Origin of the sequence: Pantoea alhagi, from assembly GCF_002101395.1 — a bacterium.
In the GTDB taxonomy this organism is placed as follows: domain Bacteria; phylum Pseudomonadota; class Gammaproteobacteria; order Enterobacterales; family Enterobacteriaceae; genus Mixta; species Mixta alhagi.
Map to the genome: position 1 here is coordinate 2,955,874 of NZ_CP019706.1, position 22,194 is coordinate 2,978,067.

General features: G+C 54.3%; 16 protein-coding genes, 1 tRNA gene and 1 pseudogene. 10 read left to right on the forward strand and 8 right to left on the reverse strand.

Annotated features, from left to right (window positions below; all coding sequences use genetic code 11):
• The first annotated feature begins 475 nt into the window (after positions 1-475).
• The 6 genes from B1H58_RS13805 to ompC all read left to right on the forward strand — a co-directional run bounded on the left by B1H58_RS13805 (position 476) and on the right by ompC (position 11,236).
• Positions 476-3,640, forward strand: coding sequence for a hypothetical protein (locus B1H58_RS13805; RefSeq protein ID WP_085071061.1), 3,165 nt, complete (start codon positions 476-478; stop codon positions 3,638-3,640).
• A 292-nt stretch (positions 3,641-3,932) separates the two neighbouring features.
• Positions 3,933-5,288: a TolC family outer membrane protein gene (locus B1H58_RS13810; protein WP_157130177.1), complete on the forward strand. Its 1,356-nt coding sequence runs from the start codon at positions 3,933-3,935 to the stop codon at positions 5,286-5,288.
• A 16-nt stretch (positions 5,289-5,304) separates the two neighbouring features.
• The gene (locus tag B1H58_RS13815; RefSeq protein ID WP_237172395.1) at positions 5,305-7,455 is read left to right on the forward strand and encodes a type I secretion system permease/ATPase; all 2,151 of its coding nucleotides are present in this window, start codon (positions 5,305-5,307) and stop codon (positions 7,453-7,455) included.
• The gene (locus B1H58_RS13820) at positions 7,452-8,621 is read left to right on the forward strand and encodes a beta-barrel domain-containing protein (protein ID WP_085071064.1); all 1,170 of its coding nucleotides are present in this window, start codon (positions 7,452-7,454) and stop codon (positions 8,619-8,621) included. Before B1H58_RS13815 ends, B1H58_RS13820 begins: the two co-directional genes overlap by 4 nt.
• Positions 8,622-8,782: 161 nt before the next feature.
• A complete protein-coding gene (gene uilS / locus B1H58_RS13825; RefSeq protein WP_085071065.1) occupies positions 8,783-9,643 on the forward strand; it encodes a UilS family quorum-quenching N-acyl-homoserine lactonase in 861 nt (286 codons plus the stop codon).
• 489 nt (positions 9,644-10,132) lie between these two features.
• Entirely contained in the window at positions 10,133-11,236 is a 1,104-nt protein-coding gene (ompC, locus tag B1H58_RS13830; RefSeq protein ID WP_085072320.1) for a porin OmpC, read from the forward strand.
• A 54-nt stretch (positions 11,237-11,290) separates the two neighbouring features.
• Here the strand turns inward: ompC and B1H58_RS20650 are convergent, their stop codons facing one another.
• Positions 11,291-11,443, reverse strand: coding sequence for a hypothetical protein (locus B1H58_RS20650; RefSeq protein ID WP_157130178.1), 153 nt, complete (start codon positions 11,441-11,443; stop codon positions 11,291-11,293).
• A 195-nt stretch (positions 11,444-11,638) separates the two neighbouring features.
• Between B1H58_RS20650 and apbE the strand changes: the two genes are divergently transcribed.
• The 3 genes from apbE to B1H58_RS13845 all read left to right on the forward strand — a co-directional run bounded on the left by apbE (position 11,639) and on the right by B1H58_RS13845 (position 15,111).
• Complete coding sequence (apbE, locus tag B1H58_RS13835) at positions 11,639-12,688, forward strand: FAD:protein FMN transferase ApbE (RefSeq protein ID WP_085071066.1); 1,050 nt, start codon at positions 11,639-11,641, stop codon at positions 12,686-12,688.
• Positions 12,689-12,724: 36 nt separating this feature from the next.
• Complete coding sequence (gene alkB, locus B1H58_RS13840; protein ID WP_085071067.1) at positions 12,725-13,366, forward strand: DNA oxidative demethylase AlkB; 642 nt, start codon at positions 12,725-12,727, stop codon at positions 13,364-13,366.
• Positions 13,367-13,464: 98 nt separating this feature from the next.
• The gene (locus tag B1H58_RS13845) at positions 13,465-15,111 is read left to right on the forward strand and encodes a multidrug ABC transporter permease/ATP-binding protein (protein ID WP_085071068.1); all 1,647 of its coding nucleotides are present in this window, start codon (positions 13,465-13,467) and stop codon (positions 15,109-15,111) included.
• A gap of 48 nt (positions 15,112-15,159) precedes the next feature.
• Here the strand turns inward: B1H58_RS13845 and B1H58_RS13850 are convergent, their stop codons facing one another.
• From B1H58_RS13850 to B1H58_RS13885, 7 genes and pseudogenes are all read right to left on the reverse strand, one after another.
• A complete protein-coding gene (locus tag B1H58_RS13850; protein WP_085071069.1) occupies positions 15,160-15,366 on the reverse strand; it encodes a hypothetical protein in 207 nt (68 codons plus the stop codon).
• Positions 15,367-15,628: 262 nt separating this feature from the next.
• A pseudogene (locus B1H58_RS13855) lies at positions 15,629-15,757 on the reverse strand (glycosyltransferase family 17 protein); the annotation flags it as partial.
• Positions 15,758-15,983: 226 nt separating this feature from the next.
• The gene (locus tag B1H58_RS13860; RefSeq protein WP_085071071.1) at positions 15,984-17,528 is read right to left on the reverse strand and encodes a methyl-accepting chemotaxis protein; all 1,545 of its coding nucleotides are present in this window, start codon (positions 17,526-17,528) and stop codon (positions 15,984-15,986) included.
• A gap of 391 nt (positions 17,529-17,919) precedes the next feature.
• Complete coding sequence (locus B1H58_RS13870) at positions 17,920-18,567, reverse strand: hypothetical protein (RefSeq protein WP_085071073.1); 648 nt, start codon at positions 18,565-18,567, stop codon at positions 17,920-17,922.
• Between the two features lie 228 nt (positions 18,568-18,795).
• Positions 18,796-18,872 (reverse strand) — tRNA-Pro (locus B1H58_RS13875).
• A 72-nt stretch (positions 18,873-18,944) separates the two neighbouring features.
• Positions 18,945-20,696 (reverse strand): LPS biosynthesis-modulating metalloenzyme YejM, encoded by a 1,752-nt coding sequence (gene yejM / locus B1H58_RS13880; RefSeq protein WP_085071074.1) that lies wholly within the window; start codon positions 20,694-20,696, stop codon positions 18,945-18,947.
• A 21-nt stretch (positions 20,697-20,717) separates the two neighbouring features.
• Positions 20,718-20,945, reverse strand: a complete 228-nt coding sequence (locus B1H58_RS13885; protein ID WP_085071075.1) for a YejL family protein — start codon at positions 20,943-20,945, stop codon at positions 20,718-20,720.
• Positions 20,946-21,125: 180 nt separating this feature from the next.
• On the opposite strand from B1H58_RS13885, the gene yejK reads away from it, so the two are divergent.
• The gene (gene yejK / locus B1H58_RS13890) at positions 21,126-22,130 is read left to right on the forward strand and encodes a nucleoid-associated protein YejK (RefSeq protein ID WP_085071076.1); all 1,005 of its coding nucleotides are present in this window, start codon (positions 21,126-21,128) and stop codon (positions 22,128-22,130) included.
• Positions 22,131-22,194: the final 64 nt, after the last annotated feature.

Below are 22,194 nucleotides of genomic sequence, written 5' to 3' on the forward strand. Positions count from 1 at the left end.
AACGTCGCGGCACCAAACAAGTGCAGCGTGGCAAAGGCCAGGCGGAATCCTAAAATAACATTTCATTATCAGAGGTGAACGGCACGACTGTAAGCGGCAACGAAGGTGAATAAGGCCAACGGCAAGCCTGTTTAACATCGTTTTATTACAGGCTATTAGCAAGTTACAAGCGAAGTGCGACTGAAAAACGCACCGTGATTGCCTGGTGCCAACAATTAATTCTGTTAATCGGTATGATAAGTGGTTCGAGATGCTACGCCCGTCTCTTTTCTTTATATCTGTTCGCGCATGATGGTAACTAACCTTTCTTAGTTAGCCTTTTCATCCTTGTTATTGAGCTGAATAAGCTCCGGTGCGCGCCAGACCTTTCTGTCAGGTAATGAAGGAGAAATAACCCTGTGCAATCCATCCCGGCCTGTGCCGCTGGATGCGACTGCGTACGACATTTTTTTATCTGGTACCACAGGAGATATTTATGGCCAACATCGCTAATCTGCAACGGCTTGCCGCTGCGATGCCTTTTTCCGCCGCTACGCTGCAAACCAGTCTTGCCACCCCCGCTGACGCCGCCGAGCCTGCTGCCCCGACAACCGCCAGCGCTGCCTCCGCTGATGCCGTTGAACCTGCCAGTACTCAAAGCAGTCTGCTGGTCAGCGCCGCAGCTGAGGAGACGCTCAGCATTAACCCGATCTCCATTGATAACCGCGTAGACTACTACGAACATGGCAATGCCACCGTGATCTCCGGTTACGCCCGCAGCGGCAATCCGGGCGATAAAGTTAACGTCACGCTGTTCAACACCACTTACAGCACCATGCTGGGCAACGATGGCATGTGGTCTGTCAGCGTGCCGGAAAGCGATATTGCGCTGATCCCCAATGGCACAGTATCGGTCAGCGTGACGCATATCGACAACACGGGGGCGCTGCATCATGCCAGCAGCCAGTTTAGCCTGCAGGCTGGCAACGGAGGCGTTGCCGGACCGGTGCTGTTTCTGAATAAGGTCACCGGCGACGATGTGCTGAGCGCGGTTGAGCGCGGCGGCGATCTGTTGATTTCCGGCTGGGGACGTAACATCACCGAAGGCCGTGAAGTCACCATTACCCTCAATGGTCATGAATACCGTACCACCACCACCAAAGACAGCCGCTGGACCCTCTCCATCCCCAGCGAAGATGTCCAGGCACTGCCGGAAGGGAATATTACCCTGCTGGCCTCGTTGGGGCTGGGGAGCCGCGTCGCGCAAGTGGCAAAAACGCTGACCCTGAATAACGAAGGGGAAGGGAAAGCCTCGCCTTCGCTGAGCATCGATCCCGTATCAGCAGATGACACAATCAGCCTGTATGAGATCGGCGGCGCTACCTTTATTACCGGGCACGCCACCCATATTCCGGGAGGCAGCAAAATCAAACTGACCGTCTCCGATAAAGTCTTTTATGGCACCGTTACCGACGATGGCGTCTGGAGCGTTGAGGTTGAACAGCTGTATAACGCGCGCAACGCCAACTCTACTCATGCCGTGGTTAGCTGGCAGGACAGCGAGGGCAACCAGGTGGCCGCCAGCCGGGAAATCCATCTGGTTCCTACCAGCTATCCCTATAAATATCCGATGGGTTTTCAGATTGATACTATCAGCGTTGATGGCAAACTTGACGGGCAGGAAACACAGAATGATTTAATCATTACCGGGTCCAGATTCTCGGGTGAGAATATCGCCTTTGGCCAGACGGTTTACGTCACCCTGAACGGTAAAACCTATACCGGCATGGTAGTGGGCACAGACGGCGACAACGATAACCACTGGCAGATCACCGTTCCCGCCAGCGATGTGCAGGCGCTGGCGCCGGGTAGCTATACCGTGGTGGCTTCCATCAACGCCACATTAAACGGCACGGAGAGCATTAACAGCACCCAGACGAAAACCTTCACTGTTGTCGATCCGGATCTGGTGTTTAACCCGATCTCTGAAGATAACAAAGTCTCCGGCAGCGAGCATGGCAATGACACGGTGATTTCCGGCTATGCGTACCAGGGTGCGCCAGGCGATACGGTACTGATTACCCTGAACGGTAAAATCTACAGCGGCACGCTGGGCAACGATGCCATGTGGTATGTCAGCGTGCCAGAGCGTGATATCGCCGCGATCCCGAACGGCAAGGTGAACGTCAGGGCGGATTATACCGATACCGCAGGCGTAGAGCATCGCGCTCACACCGAGTTTTCCCTGGTCAACTCGACGTCGAAGCTGCCAGCCCTGTTTGTGCATAAAGTGACCGGCGATGATGTGCTGAGCGCGGTCGAGCGCGGCGGCGACTTACTGGTTTCCGGTTCCGGGCGCTTTATCGGCAGCGGCTATGAGGTGCAGGTAACGTTGAACGGACACACCTACAGCACCAAAACCACTAATGACAGCCGCTGGGTCGTGACCATTCCGCATGAGGATCTGCAGGCGTTGCCGCTGGAAGGGCATGTCACGATGATCGCCACGCTGCTGTCGGGAAGCGGCGTTAACCAGGTCGCAAAAACTCTGACATTAACAAACCAGGGCGCAGGCAATGAAACGCCGCTGCTAAGCATGGACCCTTTCTTTGGCGACGATGACGTTAATTATTATGAGACTGCCGCCCCGCAGTATGTGACCGGTCATGCGGAACATCTTGCGGCAGGCACCACCGTTAAGCTGGTGGTGGGCGATCAAACTTACAGGGGAGTGGTGACCAGCGATGGGCTATGGAGCGTATACGTTGACAGATTGCCCAGTTTGAGGAATGGCGACTCCACGCACGCCACCGTTAGCTATCAGGATAAAGATGGCAACCAGTTTGCCGACTCGCGGCAGATTGAAATAGGCGGGTTGGGTTATGCCTATCACTATCCTATGACTTTCAGACTTGATTCTATCAGCGGTGATGAGCATCTGAGCGGTAATGAGAAACACCAGGATCTGATTATCAGCTCATCACAATCGTCCGGGGAAGGGCTGGGCATCGGCGGCACGGTAACGGTGCAGTTGAACGGTAAAACCTATACCACCACCTCCGGGGCTGGGCCGGAAGGGCTTGGATATGATAACCACTGGCAGGTAACAATTCCGGCCAGCGATGTCGAGGCGCTGACGCCCGGCAGCTATACCGTTATCGCCACCTTGTCCGATAATGTTGACTGGTACCAGGAGCCGATTCCGGTGCGTTACGTAGAGGCGAAGATCATTACCGTTGATGATGATGGCGTAGCTACCCTGGGCAGCCTGGCGTCCGAACCCGATACGACCCCGGATGATATGGTCAGCGCGGCGGCCATAAGCGATAGCGCGGCAGTGGAAACGGATGCGCTGGACGCAACGGCGCTGGGACTGCAGCACAGCGAGGCCTCCCCGGTTAGCGCGCTGCTCGATCGTCTGACATCCGCCGACAGCCAGGCCCAGCAGAATACTGCCGCAGAAAAGCCGAGCGCAGCCAGCGAACCGGTCGATCTTGCATCAGCAGAGATCGCCTTGCCCGCCGCGCCAGCGGATATGTGGTATAGCCCGGCATCAGGCGCGCCGGGTGATATGCAGGAGCACGAGGCCGTTTATGCCGCGCCGGCAGAAACCACGCTGGCCGATACGCTGCAGCAGCAGCACCTGCACCCGGTGGTGTAAGTTTACGGTTCAGTAAGGGTTAATCTTTTATCTGATTTATAAAGTTGCTTTCTTAATGTGTTCGGCGGCGTAATGCCGCCGATTTCCCCTGAATTACGTTAACCTGACCTGTTTTTAGCGGCTTCTTAACAAACTTGTGAAAGCGGTGCGCATAAAAATGTGATCTTACATTAATAAAATCAATGGAACTCTGAAATAGTTCGTGGTGTTATCCTTTACAAAATTAATGAGGTAACGGGTGGGAGCTGGCATCCACCTCGCTAAAATGGATAAAACAGGTCAACAGAGCCGCATGCGTAAACTCCTTGTCTCCTTTTGTCTGGGCGTGCTGTGTAATCCGGCCAGCTCCCCTGCCTGGGCGGCCTCAGAGCCGAAAGCTGAATTTAACTGGCGTGCCGCACCTACTGAGGAGCGCATCGCCACGCTCACGCTACGTGAAGCGATTCTGCGCGCTTTCGCCCGTAATCCGCAAATTGCCCAAGCCGCTGCACAGATCAATGTGGGTGAGGCGGAGCTGGATGCCGCCAAAAGCGCCTGGTATCCGCAGATTTCCCTGCAGGCGACCGGCGGACGATCGAATCAGACTAACTCCTCCGGCAGCCTGAACAATACTGCCTCCGGCGGCGTGATGCTTAGCCAGCTACTGTATGACTTTGGGCGCACCGGCGGAGCGATCAATGAGCAGCATGCGCTTTCTGACGCCTACCGTTTTGCCCTGTTCGATACCATGACCACCGTTGCCGCCGATACGCTGCAGACCTATCTGGAAGTGAAGCGCTATCAGGCGCTGGTGGTGTCTGCACGGAAAAATATCGCCTCGCTGGAGCATGTGCGTGACATCGCCAGACTGCGTGCCGATGCCGGCCTGAATTCGCAGTCTGACGTGCTGCAGGCGGGCACGCGTCTGGCCGGGATGCGTGCCACGCTGGAGCAGTATCGTGCTCAGCAGCGTTCGGCGCAGGCGCAGCTTACGGTACTCACCGGCGTCATCTCCGATAACCTGCCAGAGCTACCGGAATCGCTGTTACAGCAGCAGGTAACGCTGGACCGTATCGCCTATGAGAAAAGCGCCGCGGTGCGCAGCGCGCAGGCCAGGCAGCAGGCGGCCCGCGAGCGGGTTAATCAGGCGGCATCGAATCACTGGCCCACGGTTAAAGTGGAGGCGGGACGTACCCGCTATGAAAACGACAACCGATCTTACTGGGATGATGAACTGCAGCTACGGGTAGATGCTCCTCTTTATCAGGGCGGGCTGGTCGATGCCCGCACCCGCTCCGCTGAGGCGGAGCGTCAGGCGGCACAGGCGGAAATCCAGCGCGCCAAGCTCGATATTAACCAGAACGCCTCCACCGCCTACGCTGACATGATCGGCGCGCAGCAGCGTCAGCAGGCGGGAGAAGTGCAGCTGGAAAGCGCAGAGCACACCCGTGCGGTTTATGCGGACGAGTACCGGCTCAGCAAGCGCAGCCTCAACGATCTGCTCAGTGTCGAGCAGGATGTATTTCAGGCTGACAGCATGCGCATCACCGCGCTGTATGACGGCTGGAATGCTACGGTGCGCTATGCGGCAGCGGTGGACAATCTGCTGGATATGATGGGCATCGACCGCGAAAAGCAGAGCGGCGAGCGTCTGCCTTCACTGAATTAGCAAGCAGGTAACAGAGATGAATAAGGCAGCGACTATGACCACCTCTACCGATAACTGGATCGCGGCGATGCTGCGGGTTGCCGCCCGCTTCGGTAAGCCCGCCGATGGTAAAACGCTGCGTCAGCAGATGCGCTGGTTTGAGCATCTGCCGTCTGATAAACAGCTGGAGCGTCTGGCAGGGCTGCTGGGCCTGCATCTCAGCATGACGCCGCGTGAAAAGTTACGCTGGCGACAGGAGGTGACGCCGGTGATCCTGCTGCTGGATAACGGCAGCGTGGCGGTGGTCGAGGCGATCGATGCTGAAGGACGCGCGCGCTACTGGCTGAGCGATGGCGGCGATGTGGTGCGTGAAAGCGATCTGACAGAGCTGCTGGCGCAAAGTCAGCAGCAGGTGGCGGTGCCCGGCGTGGCGGCGCGCGCACGTGATGCGCGCATTGATGAGTTTGTGCGGCCGTATGAGGAGCACTGGTTCTGGAAAAACTTTCGCGGCATGGGGCGGCGCATCGCTGAAATCTCTCTCGCCTCGGTGGTGGGTAATGTGCTGGCGCTGGCGGGCATCCTGTTTTCAATGCAGGTTTATGACCGCGTGATCCCGGCGCAGTCGGAGCCGACGCTGTGGGTGCTATTTGCCGGCGTGCTGATCGCCGCCGCGATTGAATATCTGATCCGTCTGATGCGTACCCAGGTCTCCGATCTGATGGGCAAACGCATCGATCTCAAGATCTCTTCCATGCTGTTCGCGCGAGCGATGAATATTCGTAACGAAGCGCGGCCAAAATCCACCGGTTCTTTTATCTCGCAGCTGCGTGAGATCGATCAGGTACGCGAGCTGTTGACCTCCACCACCGTCGGCGCGGCGGCGGATCTGCCGTTTGTTATTCTGTTCCTGTTTATCATGGGTTTTATCGGCGGTCCGCTGGTGATCATTCCGCTGCTGGCGATCCCGCTGATTGTGATCCCCGGCCTGCTGGTGCAGATCCCGATGGCAAAGCTGGCGAAGGAAGGGATGCGCGAAGGAGCGCTGCGTAATGCGGTGCTGGTGGAAACCATTGAGGGCGTAGAGGATATCAAAGCGCTACAGGCGGAGCCCTATTTCCAGCGCCAGTGGGAGCAGACGCATGAAGTGAGCGCCGCTATCGGCATGAAACAGCGGCTGTGGGGAGCGAGACTCACCGGCTGGGCCTCATCGGTACAGCAACTGACCTACGCGAGCATGCTGGTATACGGCACCTATCTGGTGCTGGCGGGCGATATCACCACCGGCACGCTGGTCGCCAGCAGTCTGCTCTCCTCGCGCACCATTGCGCCGCTGATGCAGCTGACGATGATTTTCTCACGCTGGCAGCATGCCAAAAGCGCGATGAAAGGGCTGGATGAGCTGCTGAAAAAGCCGCTCGATCAGCCGGAAGAGGGTGAGATGGCGCACTGCCCGACGCTGACCGGTCATTACGATCTGCGTAACGTGCAGTACACCTACGATGATGAAAATGTCAAAAATGTGCTGAACATCGGACAGCTGCAGATCAAGCCAGGCGAGCGCATCGCGCTGCTGGGCAAGGTTGGCGCCGGAAAATCGACGCTGCTCAAGCTGCTGGCGGGACAGGCAAAAGCAACGCAGGGCAAGGTGATTGTTGATGGCGTGGATATCAGTCGTATCGATCCGGTTGATTTGCGGCGTCAGCTGGGCTGGCTGTCGCAGGACTCCCGGCTGTTTTTCGGTACCCTGCGGCAAAACCTGATGTTGGGCAATCCGCACGCCAGCGAGCAGGAGATGCTGCAGGCGCTGCGCGTCAGCGGCGCACTGAGCCTGGTACAGCAGGATGCCGCCAGCCTGGATCGTATTATTAACGAGGGTGGCCGTGGCCTCTCCGGCGGTCAGCGGCAGATGGTGCTTATCAGCCGTATGATCCTGCGTCAGCCGCAGGTGGTGCTGCTGGATGAACCCACCGCCTCGATGGATGAACAACTGGAAGAGCATGTGATCCGGCAAATGAAAAGCTGGCTAAGCGGACGCACGCTGGTATTGGTAACCCATCGTCCGGCGCTGTTAAAGCTGGTGGACAGGATTGTGGTGATGGACAACGGTCGTATTGTCGCCGATGGCCCGCGCGATGACATTTTGCGTAGCGCCAGCACGGCGAAGCCAACCAAAGGAGATGCCGCATGACGCAGGTTACGGTTGATCGCCAGTTAAAAACCCATGAACGCCGTACCTCGCTGATTATCTGGCTGTGCAGCGTGGCGCTGGTAATCTTTTTGGTCTGGGCGCATTTCGCTATTCTCGATGAAGTCACGGTGGGCACCGGCAAGGTGACGCCCTCCAGCCGGGCGCAGGTGATTGAGAGCCTTGACGGCGGTATCGTTAACCAACTGAACGTGCATGAAGGGGATATTGTCAGCAAAGGGCAGGTTCTGGCGCGGCTCGATCCAACCCGCTTTCAGTCCAGTTTTGGCGAGGCGCAGTCAAAAGTACGCACTCTGCGTGCCTCAGCGGAGCGATTACGCGCCGAGCTTACCGGCGAGCCGCTGCAGTTTAGCGAGCAAACGCTACGTGAGCCGGAACTGGTAGCGCGTGAAACGCAGCTCTATGAGTCACGACGCCGTAATCTACTGGAAACCGTCAACAACCTGCAGCAGTCGCTGAAGCTGGTGCAGGAAGAGTTACGCATGACCGCGCCGCTGGTGGCGAAGGGGGCGGCGGGCGAGGTGGAAGTGATCCGTCTGCGTCGTCAGGTGAGCGAACTGCGCGGCAAAATCGACGAAGCGCGTAATGAATATGCGGTGCGCGCGCGCGAAGAACAGGTCAAAAATAATGCCGAGCTGGACGCCCAGCTACAGGGATTGACCGGCAAAGAGGATCAGCTGACGCGTGCCACGCTGTTATCCCCGGTGCGCGGCATTGTAAAAGATATTCAGGTGACCACGGTTGGAGGCGTGTTGCAGCCGGGCGGTAAATTGATGGAGATTGTGCCGCTGGAGGATCAGCTACTGATTGAAACCCGCATTAACCCGCGCGATATCGCCTATATTCGCCCTGGCCTGCCTGCCGTAGTGAAAATTACCGCCTACGACTCTTCAATTTATGGCGATCTGGATGGCGAAGTGGAAACGGTTTCCCCGGATACCCTGCAGGATGAGGTAAAGCGCGATCAGTACTACTATCGTGTTTACGTGCGCACGCAAAAAGCGGAGCTGGTTAATCGCGCTGGCCGTAAATTTCCAATTTTGCCTGGCATGGTCGCGAATGTAGAGATAAAAACCGGTCAAAAATCAGTAATGGATTATTTAATTAAACCGCTAAATAAAATTAACGAAGCGATGCGTGAACGTTAAGCGCCGTAGCTTATTTTTTGTGACACAACGCAAAAAATAATGGGCGTAAGAAATAACCCAGACGAGTCTCTCAGAGTTTACTCTTTTCCCGTTTTATAATGTGCGCGCTGTTAAAAAGTAAAACGTGCGTATCAGGTTAAATAAATACAGGAAATAAGTTAATGGATGTTTTAACGCAAAAAAATGGTGACGGTATTGTTATTACGCTACACAAACCCAGCGGTGAAGGTAAAAAAACGGTTATCGTTTTGTGTCATGGTTTCTGCGGCATTCGCGAAATTCTACTGCCGGCATTTGCCGAAGCCTTTGCCGGGGCCGGTTTCGCGGCTATTACCTTTGATTACCGTGGATTTGGCGACAGTGACGGTGAGCGGGGCCGCCTGATCCCTGCAATGCAGATTGCTGACATTCTTTCAGTGGTGCGCTGGGCTCAGCAGCAGCCAGAGCTTGATGCACAACGCATCGGTCTCTGGGGAACCTCTTTTGGCGGATGCCATGTTTTTGGCGCGGCGGCGGAAGTACCGGAAATTAAATGTATTGTCAGCCAGCTGGCCTTTGCCGATGGTGAAGCGATCGTTAGCGGCCAAATGAATGAGCAAGAGAAAAACGCCTTTATTGCCACGCTGGATAAAATGGCTGAAAAGCAGAGAAATAGCGGTAAAGAGATGATGGTGAGCGTCAACCGCGTATTAAGCGATGCCGAATCCAAAGCCTTCTTTGAAGAGAACCGTGCACTTTATCCGAAGATGGATATTAAAATTCCGTTCCTGACGGTGCGCGAAACATTACAATATAAACCTGCTCTTTTTGCCGCTCAGGTCACATGCCCTTCGCTGGTGGTGATTGCCGAAAATGATACGGTTAATCCACCGGAGCAGGGCCGCGCTTTATTTGCCGCAATTGGCGCTCAGGAGAAAAAACTGTATGAGCAGGCCGATGCCCGTCATTACGATATCTATACCGGCGCACATTTTCAGCAGGTTATTCGCGTTCAGACAGAGTGGTTTAAAAAATATTTGTAACTGAACAGGGGCGGATAACCGCCAGTTATCAGCTGGCGCGCTTGTGGTGGGGCGCTGGTTAAAAATTGATAAAAAAAAGCCGGACAGTCAATGTCCGGCGGAATATAAGGGTAAAACAGCTCATTCAGGGTGAATGAAGGTAATAATGAAATAAAATGATGATAGCGGGATCTATTTTATAACCCTGGATAAGAAATTTTTTATCATTCAGTGCTGATGCGACGGTTATTTTTAACTCACTGATAACGTGTAATAAAGATATTTCTTATCAAATAGTGCTCTATTTTTTAACGCTCTGTGCTGTTTAAAAGTTCCCCGTAATTTACATTTTCGGGTAAAAATAAAATATAACGAAACAGTTTTGGAAATTTAGTAGCATTTTCTTTATGGATTATTACTTCTGGCGATTGAACAATGAGCTGCCGACTGAAAAATAAACGTTCGGTAAGCAGTGGCAATTATAAGGCACATAACCAGAGGGTAATAAAAATGAAACGTCATATTCTCTCCCTGATGGTCCCGGCGCTGTTAGTAGCAGGCTCCGCAGGCGCAGCAGAGATTTATAATAAAGACGGCAACAAGCTTGACCTGTTCGGCAAAGTGGACGGTCTGCACTATTTCTCTGACAACGACGGCAGCGACGGCGACCAATCCTATCTGCGTTTCGGCTTTAAAGGCGAAACCCAAATCTCTGAACAGCTGACCGGCTACGGCCAGTGGGAGTATCAGGTTGCTCTGAACCATTCCGAAGACGAAGGCACCGAAGATTCTTATACGCGTGTTGGCTTTGCCGGTATCAAATTTGGTGACGCAGGTTCGTTCGACTACGGTCGTAACTACGGCGTAGCTTACGACATCGGCGCATGGACCGATGTCCTGCCAGAGTTCGGCGGCGATACCTACGGTGCAGACAACTTTATGTTCCAGCGCGCTAACGGCGTAGCTACCTACCGTAACAACAACTTCTTCGGCCTGGTTGACGGCTGGAACTTTGCCGTACAGTACCAGGGCAAAAACGACAGCAACCCGGAAGAAGTTGGCAGCCGTAAAGCTGTGGCGCAGAACGGCGACGGCTGGGGCCTGAGCACCACTTATGACCTGGGCAACGGCCTGGGCCTGGGTGCGGCAATGTTCCAGTCTGACCGTACTAACTACCAGAACAGCGGCGCGATTCTTGGCAACGGCGACAAAGCGGAAGCTTATACCGGCGGCCTGAAATATGACGCAAACAACATCTACCTGGCGGCGATGTATACCCGTTCTTATAACGCTACCCGTTTCGGCGACGACGATCAGGCAGCCTACGGTTTTGCTGATAAAGCAGACAACTGGGAACTGGTTGCGCAGTATCAGTTCGACTTCGGTCTGCGTCCGTCTCTGGCTTACGTGACCTCACGCGGTAAAGATATTCAGGGTTACGGCAAGCAGAACCTGAAAAAGTATATCGACGTAGGCGCGACTTACTACTTCAACAAAAACATGTCTACCTATGTTGATTACCAGATCAACCTGCTGGATGACAACGAGTTTACCGACGCAGCTGGCATCAACACCGACGATGTTGTGGCGCTGGGCCTGGTTTATCAGTTCTGATTATTCCCGCTCTCTGCAAGGCGACGCTCAGCGTCGCCTTTTTTACGCCTCGCTTTATGAGGGTGCAGAACCCTCGCTGGTTTGCGCGTCGGGCGTCATTTTCAGCGCATCTCCCCACATACCTTCAAACCCCATGCCGCCAAGCGTAAAGCCGCAACAGGCCAGGAGGCGGTAGATCCACTGTTGGCGCGAGCCTGCATAGCGCATATGCATTTCCCCTAATAGCGTTAACCTGCCTGAATGAAGCACATCTCGTGCCAGCTTTGTTTTGCCCGTTAATCCGGATTTAAGGCACATTTGTCAACATAGCCTGGGCAGAAATGGGGCAAAATGTGCCGCCACGGTGCGTCGTGCGCAGTGCCGCCTCGCCGAACAATACAACGACAGATGAAGATGAAAGCAATGAAAAAAAGAGCGCTGGCAGCGGTAATGCTGCTGGGATTGCTGGCGACGGGCTGTGAACGGCAGCAGACGCCGACGGATAACGGGCTGGTGCTGACAGGTAAAACCATGGGAACCCAGTGGCGCGTTAGCCTGGCGGGCGTGTCAGCAGATCGACAAGAGGAGCTGCGTGCGAAAATTCAGCAGCAGCTGGACGAGGATGACCACGAGCTGTCAACGTGGAAAAAGGACTCCGTACTGTCGCGCTTTAACCAATCTCATGACCTCAGTCCGCAGCCGATTAGCCAGGAGATGGCCAATATCGTCACAGTATCGCTGCGTATCGGCAGGTTAACCCAGGGCGCGATGGATATTACCGTGGGGCCGCTGGTTAATCTGTGGGGTTTTGGTCCGGATAAACAGCCGTTGCATACGCCGTCGCAGGCGGAGATTAATGCGGCGAAAGCGCTGACCGGCCTGCAACATTTGCAGGTGATTGAACGCGCCGACGGTGCTTATCTGCAGAAAGATTTGCCGGGGCTGTATGTCGATCTCTCTACCATGGGAGAGGGCTTCGCTACCGATCATCTGGCGCGCCTGATGGAAAAGGAGGGCATCCATAACTATCTGGTCTCGGTTGGCGGCGCAGTGCTGACGCGTGGCCGTAATACTGCGGGCAAAACCTGGCGGGTGGCGATTCAGAAACCCACCGATCGTGAGAACGCTGTGCAGGCGCTGGTCAATTTACAGGGGCATGGCATCAGCACGTCAGGCAGCTACCGCAACTATTACGAGCTGGACGGCAGACGCATTTCGCACGTCATCGATCCGCAAAGCGGTCAGCCCATTGAACACCGTCTGGTCTCTGTGACCGTTATCGCCACGACCGCGCTGGAAGCAGACGGCTGGGATACCGGTCTGATGGTGCTGGGGACCGAAAAAGCCAAAGCGCTGGCGCTGCGGGAAAAGCTGGCGGTCTATCTGATTACCAAAGATAAAGAGGGTTTCAGCAGCTGGATGTCGCCACAGTTTCGCGCATTTATGTTGCAGGGTGCCTCTGCGTCCCGTTAGCATGCAACAAGGTTTACGGCGGAAAGCGGAGCGGCAATGTTAGATCTGTTTAGTGAAGAAGCCCCCTGGGCTGAGCCTCTGGCAGAGGGTGCGGTTATTCTGCGGCGGCGAGCCCGGGAGCAGGCGGCCAGCCTGTTGGCGCAGATTGAAGAGGTGGCGCAGAGTAACCCTTTCCATCATCGCATTACGCCGGGCGGCCACCGCATGTCGGTGGCGATGACCAACTGTGGCGATCTCGGCTGGTCGAGCGATGCGCGCGGCTATCAGTATACCGGTGAGGATAATGAAACCGGACGCCGCTGGCCGCCGATGCCGCAGACGTTTCGTTTGCTGGCGCAGGCGTGCGCGCAGGAGGCGGGTTTTAGCCATTTTCAGCCTGACGCCTGCCTGATTAACCGCTATGAATCGGGCGCAAAACTGTCGCTTCATCAGGATAAGGATGAAAAGGATCTGCGACAGCCCATCGTCTCGGTGTCTCTTGGTCTGCCGGCGGTGTTTCAGTTTGGTGGCTTTGAACGCGGCGATGCCGTCCAGCGCATGCTGCTGGAACATGGCGACGTAGTGGTATGGGGTGGTGCCTCACGGCTGCGTTTTCACGGTATCCTGCCGGTAAAAGCGGGCATTCATCCTCTGGCGGGCGCGTTCCGTTACAACCTGACTTTCCGCCGTGCGCGCTGAGGTTAGATCTGTATCAATTCTGATTGAGAATTATTATTGCTATCGATTAGCTTCTCATTAAACTGCAGGCTGCTTTGTTTTTTTATCAGGATGCAGTTATGGAGTTGCTCTCCGTCGTTTATAAACAGTACCGCTGGCCGTTTATTGCGATAATTGTGCTTAACCTGCTCAGTGCTGCGCTGGGTATCGGCATTATTGCTTACATTAACCGCGAGCTGATTGTCAGCATCAATGCTTCAATGGCGGTTCTGCCGACTTTTCTTGGTCTGTTGCTGTTGCTGATGGCGGTCACGCTGGCCTCACAGCTGGCGCTGACGCTGCTGGGACACCATTTTGTCTGGAAGCTGCGGGGTCAGTTTATCAAGCGTATCCTCGATACGCATATTCAACGTATTGAACAGATCGGCAGCGCACAGTTACTGGCGGGGCTCACCAGCGATGTGCGCAATATCACCATCGCCTTTGTGCGTCTGCCGGAGCTGATCCAGGGGATTATTCTGACCATTGGCTCGGCGGCTTATCTTGCCTGGCTGTCACCGGGGATGCTGGCGGTAACGGCAATCTGGGTTGCGGTGACCATTATCGGTGGCTGGTTGCTGGTTTCGCGTGTTTACAGCCATATGGCGAAGCTGCGCGAGACGGAAGATCGTCTCTATGCCGATTACCAGACGGTGATAGATGGCCGCAAAGAATTGGCGCTGAACCGCACGCGCGCGCAGCAGATTTATGACACTGTTTATCAGGAAAACGCCAACGCTTACCGGCACCATATCGTGCGTGCCGATACCTTTCATCTCAGTGCGGTTAACTGGTCGAACATTATGATGCTGGGTGCGATCGGTATGGTGTTCTTTATGGCCAACGGTCTGGGATGGGCGAATACTGCCGTCGCCGCGACCTATTCTCTGATGCTGCTGTTTTTACGCACGCCGCTGCTGCAGGCGGTTGGTGCGTTGCCAACGCTGCTAAGCGCCCAGGTGGCTTTTAATAAGCTGCGGAGCTTTCAGCTGGCGGAGTGGCACGAGCATTTCTCAGCTACCTCCGCTGTCACCAACTGGCAAACGCTGGAGCTGCGCGACCTGGTTTTTCATTATGGCGACAATGGTTTCAGCGTTGGGCCGATCAACCTGACGCTGAAGCGCGGCGAACTGGTATTTCTGATTGGCGGCAACGGCAGCGGAAAATCGACGCTGGCGATGTTGCTGACCGGTCTCTATCAGCCGGTCTCCGGCACCATTCTGCTTGATGGTAAAGCAGTAACGGATATCGAGCGTTACCGCCAGCTCTTCTCTGCGGTTTTCACCGACGTCCATCTGTTTGATCGTCTTATCGGTCCTGACGCGCAGCCGGCCAGCCCGGTGCTGGTGCAGCAGTGGCTGGAACGACTGAAAATGCAGGACAAGCTAAAACTGGATGGGAACAGGGTAGTGAACCTGCAGCTGTCGAAAGGGCAGAGCAAGCGTCTGGCGCTGCTGCTGGCAGCGGCGGAGCAGCGTGATATTCTGCTGCTGGATGAGTGGGCCGCCGATCAGGATCCCCATTTCCGCCGGGTTTTCTATCGTGAACTCTTGCCCTGGCTACAGCAAAGCGGCAAAACCGTTTTCGCTATCAGCCACGACGATCACTATTTTATCCATGCCGATCGGTTGCTGGAGATGCGCGAAGGGGAGCTGTACGAGTTAACCGGTAGTGAAAGAGAGAAGGCAACGCTGGATGCAGTTCAGCGCACCGATACCGGGCGCTAGGCGTGTACCGTAGCCGGGGTGTGCGAACGCAACCCCGGCTGAGTGCTGTCAGTCATTCGGCGGGATAGCGAAACCTTTTACCGACAGCACGAAGTGATGCTGAGAGCGGGTGATTTTCGCCCCGCGTTCACACCAGTGGCTGGCAAGATGGAAGAAATCATCGCTGTCTATTTCCCAGTCCAGCTCCACCTTGTTAACGCCTGAATGCAGCAGGGCTTCAGTATCCTGTATATTTTTTGCTTTAACAGCCGCCATAGCCTGATTCCCGTTTCGTTAAGGTGGCAACAGGCTAGGAAAGATTTGTGACAATAATGTGAAGGTTTTATTAAGTTAAAACGCTTTGTGACAGGGCGCAGCATTTATCTGACCCTGATTAACTGAAGGCTACCGGATAAAATCGCGATACTTTTCCTGATTTTCAACCAGCGGAAGGGGGAATTGTTCCTTACACAGGGGGACAGCTTTTAATATCCTTTCCCGCTTCCAGATATCCTTCCCTTCTGACATCAGTTCAGCGCTTTTTCTTGCCGGTAAAAGTGTGGGTAGATTCAACAATGACAAATTTATCAATATGAGGAGCCAGGACGTCAAGTCGTAACTCCAGCAGCATATCTTCGTCATAATAAAGAAAACAATCGTAAATCATAAAGGATGACCCAAATATGTGTCGCAGCATCTGATGTCGGCATTAGGGGAAGGGCTGTAGAGGCAGGCGGGCAGATGGTGGCGGTTAGCGCATGGGCCTTGGGGTAAACAAGGCGCCTGAGCGCTAACCACAGAGTCAAAATGTCAGGCACAGCGTGCTTTGCACGCTGTTCGGTGAAAACCAGCCAGCCTCTGGCCTTCGGCGGACATCAAATAGTATTCCGATCTCAGACGCGGAAAGTATCCACCATACCCCGCAGGGCATGAACCTGCTCCGCCAGCGACTGCGACGCGGTGCTGGACTCTTCAACCAGCGCGGCATTGCTCTGCGTAACACCATCCATCTGACTTACCGCGACGCTGATCTGAGAGATCCCCTGCATCTGCTCTTTTGAAGCGAGCGCGATTTCATCCATCGCACTGGCCAGTTCGCTGACCATGGTGACCACGCTCATAATGCTGGCCGCAGTGCCGTCAGCAACCGTGACCCCTTGATCCACCAGCGTTACCGCTTCTTCGATAAGCCCTTTGATATCCCTGGCCGCCGTGGCGCTGCGCTGCGCCAGGGTGCGCACTTCGCCTGCGACTACCGCAAAACCGCGTCCCTGCTCACCAGCACGCGCTGCCTCAACGGCAGCGTTCAGCGCCAGGATATTGGTCTGGAACGCAATACCTTCAATGGTACTGGTAATGTCCCTTACCTTCGCCGCGCTGAGAGAAATATCAGCCATGGTTTTGTTCATCTTGCGCACGCTCTCTTCCCGGTTACGGGCCAGAGTAGCGGTATCACGCGCCGATCCTGCCGTATGGCTGGCGCCTGCCGTGTTGCTTTTCACCGTTGCTGTGAGCTGCTCCATGCTGGCAGCGGTTTCCTGCAGGGCGGCAGCCTGCTGCTCTGTACGCGCGGAAAGCTCGGTATTGCCGCGCGCGATTTCATCCGAGGCGAGTGAAACGGAAGCGGAGGCATCTTTAATCTGTGTGACCATCTCGCTCAGGCGCGTTTGCATACGCAACAGCGAGGCCAGCAGGCTGGTGGTATCGCCCGAACGCAGTGACATGGTGGAGGTCAAATCGCCGTCTGCGATGGCCGCTGCCAGCGTCTGAGCCTGCGCTGGTTCGCCGCCTAACTGTCGCATCAGGCTTCGTACGGTTATAAAACCTGTTGCCGCCGCCAGCGCTATCGACACTACTACCAGCACGCTCAGGAAAATAAAGGTACGCGTGATTTCGTCGCTGCTGTCCGTTACCGCGTTGCGGGCGTTTTGCATTTGCACATTGGTCATGGTGTTTAGCGCGTCGAGCAGCTTGTTTTGCGCCGGACGCGTTACTGTCATCAGGTAGGTGGTTGTCTCCTGCTGCAGGTTTTGCAAGCCAAGCTGTCCCGCTTTTTCATAGGCGTTAAATGCCGCCTCTTCATTATCCAGCACCTTACGGAAGGCATCGCGTCCCGCCGGCGTCGAATCAATTTTCATCATCTGCGACAGTTCTTCGCGATTATGAATGTACAGCTGCTTTTGCTTTTGCAGACGCTTCCACTCCGTCTGCATTGCCTTTGGGTCATCCAGTAGCGCCAGGTTGCGAACGGCAATAGCCATATCCCGAATGCTGCCGCGCATATCAAGGATCAGCTGATATTTTTTCATCTTAACGTTCACCGTATCGTCCATGCCTTCCCGGGCATTAGTCAGGGCATGCAGCGCTACGCCAGCGCAAAGAACTAACAGTAAAATGAGCAGGCTGTATCCAGCTGCAAGTCGGGTCGATAATTTCATGGAGATTTACCAGGGTGATTAATAAGCTTTGTTACTATCGGCCTGCGGTAAAAAGTTTGTAGATCCCATGTTTAAAGAACTTAACAAGTGAATGATTACTGAGAGAAAATATTTTATTACGCAAAGAAAAATACGTAACCACAGAGGTATTGAGCCCGTCAAACAGGCGTTTCGCCATGTATCAAGTAAGTCAGGGCGGATTTAACGGTACTTTTCAGGCACCAGTTTGAGCAGGATATATACAGCCAGTAGTGTCAGGCCAATATAGATGCCTCGTTCTGTCCAGGTCTCAAAATGGAAAAACCAGTAGGCGCACAGTAATACGAGCAAACCACCGATTAGTGAACCAGCGTAATGCAGAAGTATGCGAATAGCGGTCTCGTGTTTTGTATCATTTTTGTTTGAGTTCATTCTCTACCGCATCGAGAATTCGGTTAAAAGCTGGCGTTCCGTTAGTCCATTTCACATGCAACGCCTCCACAAAGGGTTGTAAAACTGGCTCAAGTAAAAAGTAAAGGAAATCATGATCGTGGGCTCGTAGAGCTTTATATACCTCAGGAGCGAAAGTTTGAAGTCTCTGGGATGTATAAATGCTACGTTCCGCCATTCCTCCAGCCAGCAATACATTGCCGACGACACTCCCTCGTACACCGACAAGGAAGCCTGACTTTTGCGCAATGGTTTTCGCAATGCGTCCCGAAATCAGGGTATTAGTTGTGGCTCTGCCTGCAATGGAAAACAGCGTTTTACTGTAGATACTGTTCTGTTTTTCTTGCGGGACATATTGATTGAAAGCCTCAAACACGATCTCAATGGTTTTAATGAAATTATGATTCTGCAAAATGCCATAGCGAATCGCTGTCATCATCCTGATGCGTTCGGTTTCCCGAATATACCGTGAGTCAGTATCTATAAAGCCATATGCCAGATAACCAATATCTTTTGGTACTGAAAGTACGCCATTCCAGAAGCCGAAAGCTGAATCGGGTGAGATGAGTATTTTTACTATACGCTGCGCTATTTCCCTGTAGTTGCTTATACCTTCATTCCTTTCAGGTAAATAAAAAACAAACTGAAGCTACCAGAATTTTAGGGCCAAATAAATATGAATGACAGGCGCTTAAGATAACGGCGTTAAACGACCCTGAAAACTACCTGTGCGGAAATTAATCTGCAATGTCATCAGGGCACGACCAGGCTTCTTCCGGCTGACATTTTTGAGGCGAAAAAAAACCAGCCGGTTAGGGCTGGTTTTCTTGGGGAATTTTGGTCGGCACGAGAGGATTTGAACCTCCGACCCCTGACACCCCATGACAGTGCGCTACCAGGCTGCGCTACGTGCCGATATGTGGACGCTATACTACCTGGAATCTCGCTAAATGCAAGACGCAGGCTTTCTAACTGCTTTATTAATAATCAGTTAGCGATAAAGCGTTTCTCATCTGTCAGCACCTGCAGCAGCAGTGCCAGTTGCGGCTTATGATCCTTCAATCGCTGACCTTCACGGTTATAAGCCCGATAGCTGCCGTTAGCATCCAGCACCAGCGTAATTTGCGACGTGGTGATAATAAGCCGATCGTTATCCGCGCTGGTAACCCAGTCATGGCGACGTCTGGCAGCAAACAGATCCTCTCCCTGCGAATACTCTGCAGGTGGCGTGCTGACATGCAGCAGGCGCTGCATTAACGTCGTCATAACATCCTGATGATCGGTCAGCTTGCTGATGGTTTGCGCTGGCGTATTCGGCCAGTGGATCAGCAACGGAACCTGCAGGGCAGGGCGGGTATCATTACTCTGCTGACCATGCAAAGTAACAGCCTGCTGAGCAGTGATCACCACCACGGTATTATCCAATAGCCCTTTTTGCTGCAGCGTGGCTAATACCTGACCGATCTCGCTATCAATTTCTTTAGCGTTGCGGCTATAGCGCTGCGCGCGCTGTTTAGCGCTATCCGGCAGATCGCTTAGCCCGGTATAGGAAATCCATGAGAACCACGGCGCACCGCCTGACGGCAGCGAACCGAGCCAGCGCTGCCATTGCCCGGTAGTCTGGCTGTTAGGCTGATCGCCCGCCAACGGCAGAGAAAAATCAGCCAGCAGCGCCTGACGATAAAGGGGCGAGCTGAAACCATCAGAGGCAAACAGGCCAAACTGATAGCCTTGCTGACTCAGCGCATTGATAAAGGCAGAAGGGATACGCGAGGCCAGCACCCCATCCATATAGCTGGGAGAAATCCCGTAAAACAGGCCAAACAGGCCGCTATCCGGCGAGCTGCCTGCAGTAAAATGCTGATTAAAACGTACGTTCTCTTCACCGAAGCGCGTCAGGTTAGGCAGCGCCTTAGGCAGAGAAGCCTGATTAAGACCGTCAACAGTAATCACCAGCAGATTCTGACCGGAGCCGCCGTCGCTAAAGCGAATATCGCTCAGCGGATAGGCCACAGAAACCGCTTCCGGATTGCCCTGCTGCATAAGGCGGCGTTGATATTCCTGTGCATCCAGTAAGCCATGCTTCTCCAGAAAACGGCGGGCGGTCATCGGATAAGAGAGCGGCAAGTTAGCGCGCTGCATGGTGATCGGGCGATAGAAGTTGGCGTCCGCCCAGATATAAAGCAGGTGGCTGGCGAAAAAGGCGCTAATAAACAGTGCGGCCAGCGGCTTGCCAAAGCTGCGGCGGTTAAGGCTACGCAGCTTTTGCCAGCTCCAGGTGGCGAACAGCATCTGCACCAGAAAAATAGCCGGCACGCTGATAAACATCAGCTGCCAGTCTCGCGCCATTTCGCTTTGATCCGGGTTAACGACCAGCTCCCAGACCACCGGATTCAGGTGAAGATGGAAACGGTTAAACACGGTACTGTCAACCAGCAGCAGCGTAAGCCCGGCGGTGGCGACAATAGCGGATAAAAAGCGCAGCAAACGCTGCGACATCACCACAAATGTGAGGGGAAAGATCAGCAGCAGATAGGCCGCAAAAACAATGAAGCTGAAGTGGCCGATCCAACTGGTAAACGCGTAAACGCGCCCCGCCAGTGAACCGGGCCAGTCAGCAACCAGCAGATAACGGCTGCCCAGCAGGGTAGCAAAAATGATATTAAACAACGCGAACCAGTGCCCCCAGCTAATCATCTGGGAGACTTTTTCACGGTAGCGTTGCCGATTGGTAACCATATTTGCGGTCAGATCATCACATTAATGGGCTTTATCTTCGCGCACTGAGGCTTGCAGCGCATCAGCGAAGGAACGGGCCAGCGCACGACGCTGTGCAGGCGCTACGCTGGTATTGATTAAGTTGGTGACCATGTTTCCCAGCACCATCAGGGAAAGATCGGTTGGTGCCTGGTTTGATTCCAGCACCTGCACCAGCTGCGCGAGGATCTGCTCCACGCGTTCGTCACTGTAACGGGATGATTGTGGCATAACCTTAACTAATACGTATTGAAAAGGCGGTATCTTACCGTAAGCACGCCTTTTTTTCTGCACTTTTATCGTGTCCGTAGCGTTAAACTTCGGCAAGGCTTCTGGATGATGAAGTCGCCAGTTGATCGCAAGGGCGCGGGGTGTTTGAATACGCGCCTGAAGCTTAAAGGAGAGTCTAACATGAGTCTGGATATCGACCAGATTGCCCTGCATCAGTTGATCAAACGTGATGAGCAAACGCTGGAACTGGTGCTGCGTGATAGCCTGTTGCCCGCCACCCAGGCCGTGTCGGAACTGGTGGAAGAGCTGCACCGGATCTACAGCGCGAAAAGCAAAGCGTTTGGTCTGTTTAACGCCGAGAGCGAACTGGCGCAAACCCTGCGGGAATGCCGCGATGGCCAGCAGGATTTTCTGGCCTTCAGCCGGGCCGCGACCGGGCGGCTGCGCGATGAGTTGGCAAAATATCCTTTTGCCGAAGGCGGCATTGTACTGTTTTGCCACTACCGCTATCTGGCAGTGGAGTATTTATTGATCGCCGTGCTGAACAGCCAAAGCAGCATGCGCGTTAATGAGCAGCTTGATATCAGCAGCGTTCACTACCTGGATATTAACCACGCCGATATCGTTGCGCGTATTGATTTAACCGAATGGGAAACGAATCCGGAATCCACGCGCTATTTGACCTTCCTGCGCGGGCGCGTCGGGCGTAAGGTCGCCGATTTCTTCATGGATTTTCTGGGAGCCAGCGTGGGGCTGGATACCAAAGCGCAGAATCGGGGATTACTGCAGGCGGTGGACGACTATTGTGCCGAATCCAGCCTGGATAAAGCCGAGCGGCAGAACTATCGCCAGCAGGTCTACAGCTACTGTAACGAACAGCTGCAGGCGGGCGAAGAGATTGCCATTGAAGAGCTGGCGCGCGAGCTGCCGCCGCTGGGCGAAAAGAACTTTCAGCAGTTTACTCAGGAGCAGGGATACGAACTGGAAGAGCGCTTTCCGGCAGATCGCACTACGCTGCGTCAGCTGACCAAATTTGCCGGCAGCGGTGGTGGGCTAACCATCAATTTTGATGCCATGCTGCTGGGCGAGCGTATCTTCTGGGATCCGGCGACCGATACCCTGACCATTAAAGGCACGCCGCCGAATTTGCGCGATCAGCTGCAGCGTCGCACCGGCGGGCAGTAAACGTGAGCGCGCGGGTTACAGCTGGCGCGCAGGCATAAAAAAACGCCGCAGATGCGGCGTTTTT

Bases quoted from the DNA above. Each gene is read 5' to 3' on its own strand.
- B1H58_RS13805 (WP_085071061.1), top strand. From the start codon at position 476: ATGGCCAACATCGCTAATCTGCAACGGCTTGCCGCTGCGATGCCTTTT.
- B1H58_RS13810 (WP_157130177.1), top strand. From the start codon at position 3,933: ATGCGTAAACTCCTTGTCTCCTTTTGTCTGGGCGTGCTGTGTAATCCG.
- B1H58_RS13815 (WP_237172395.1), top strand. From the start codon at position 5,305: ATGAATAAGGCAGCGACTATGACCACCTCTACCGATAACTGGATCGCG.
- B1H58_RS13820 (WP_085071064.1), top strand. From the start codon at position 7,452: ATGACGCAGGTTACGGTTGATCGCCAGTTAAAAACCCATGAACGCCGT.
- uilS (WP_085071065.1), top strand. From the start codon at position 8,783: ATGGATGTTTTAACGCAAAAAAATGGTGACGGTATTGTTATTACGCTA.
- ompC (WP_085072320.1), top strand. From the start codon at position 10,133: ATGAAACGTCATATTCTCTCCCTGATGGTCCCGGCGCTGTTAGTAGCA.
- B1H58_RS20650 (WP_157130178.1), bottom strand. From the start codon at position 11,443: ATGCGCTATGCAGGCTCGCGCCAACAGTGGATCTACCGCCTCCTGGCC.
- apbE (WP_085071066.1), top strand. From the start codon at position 11,639: ATGAAAAAAAGAGCGCTGGCAGCGGTAATGCTGCTGGGATTGCTGGCG.
- alkB (WP_085071067.1), top strand. From the start codon at position 12,725: ATGTTAGATCTGTTTAGTGAAGAAGCCCCCTGGGCTGAGCCTCTGGCA.
- B1H58_RS13845 (WP_085071068.1), top strand. From the start codon at position 13,465: ATGGAGTTGCTCTCCGTCGTTTATAAACAGTACCGCTGGCCGTTTATT.
- B1H58_RS13850 (WP_085071069.1), bottom strand. From the start codon at position 15,366: ATGGCGGCTGTTAAAGCAAAAAATATACAGGATACTGAAGCCCTGCTG.
- B1H58_RS13860 (WP_085071071.1), bottom strand. From the start codon at position 17,528: ATGAAATTATCGACCCGACTTGCAGCTGGATACAGCCTGCTCATTTTA.
- yejM (WP_085071074.1), bottom strand. From the start codon at position 20,696: ATGGTTACCAATCGGCAACGCTACCGTGAAAAAGTCTCCCAGATGATT.
- B1H58_RS13885 (WP_085071075.1), bottom strand. From the start codon at position 20,945: ATGCCACAATCATCCCGTTACAGTGACGAACGCGTGGAGCAGATCCTC.
- yejK (WP_085071076.1), top strand. From the start codon at position 21,126: ATGAGTCTGGATATCGACCAGATTGCCCTGCATCAGTTGATCAAACGT.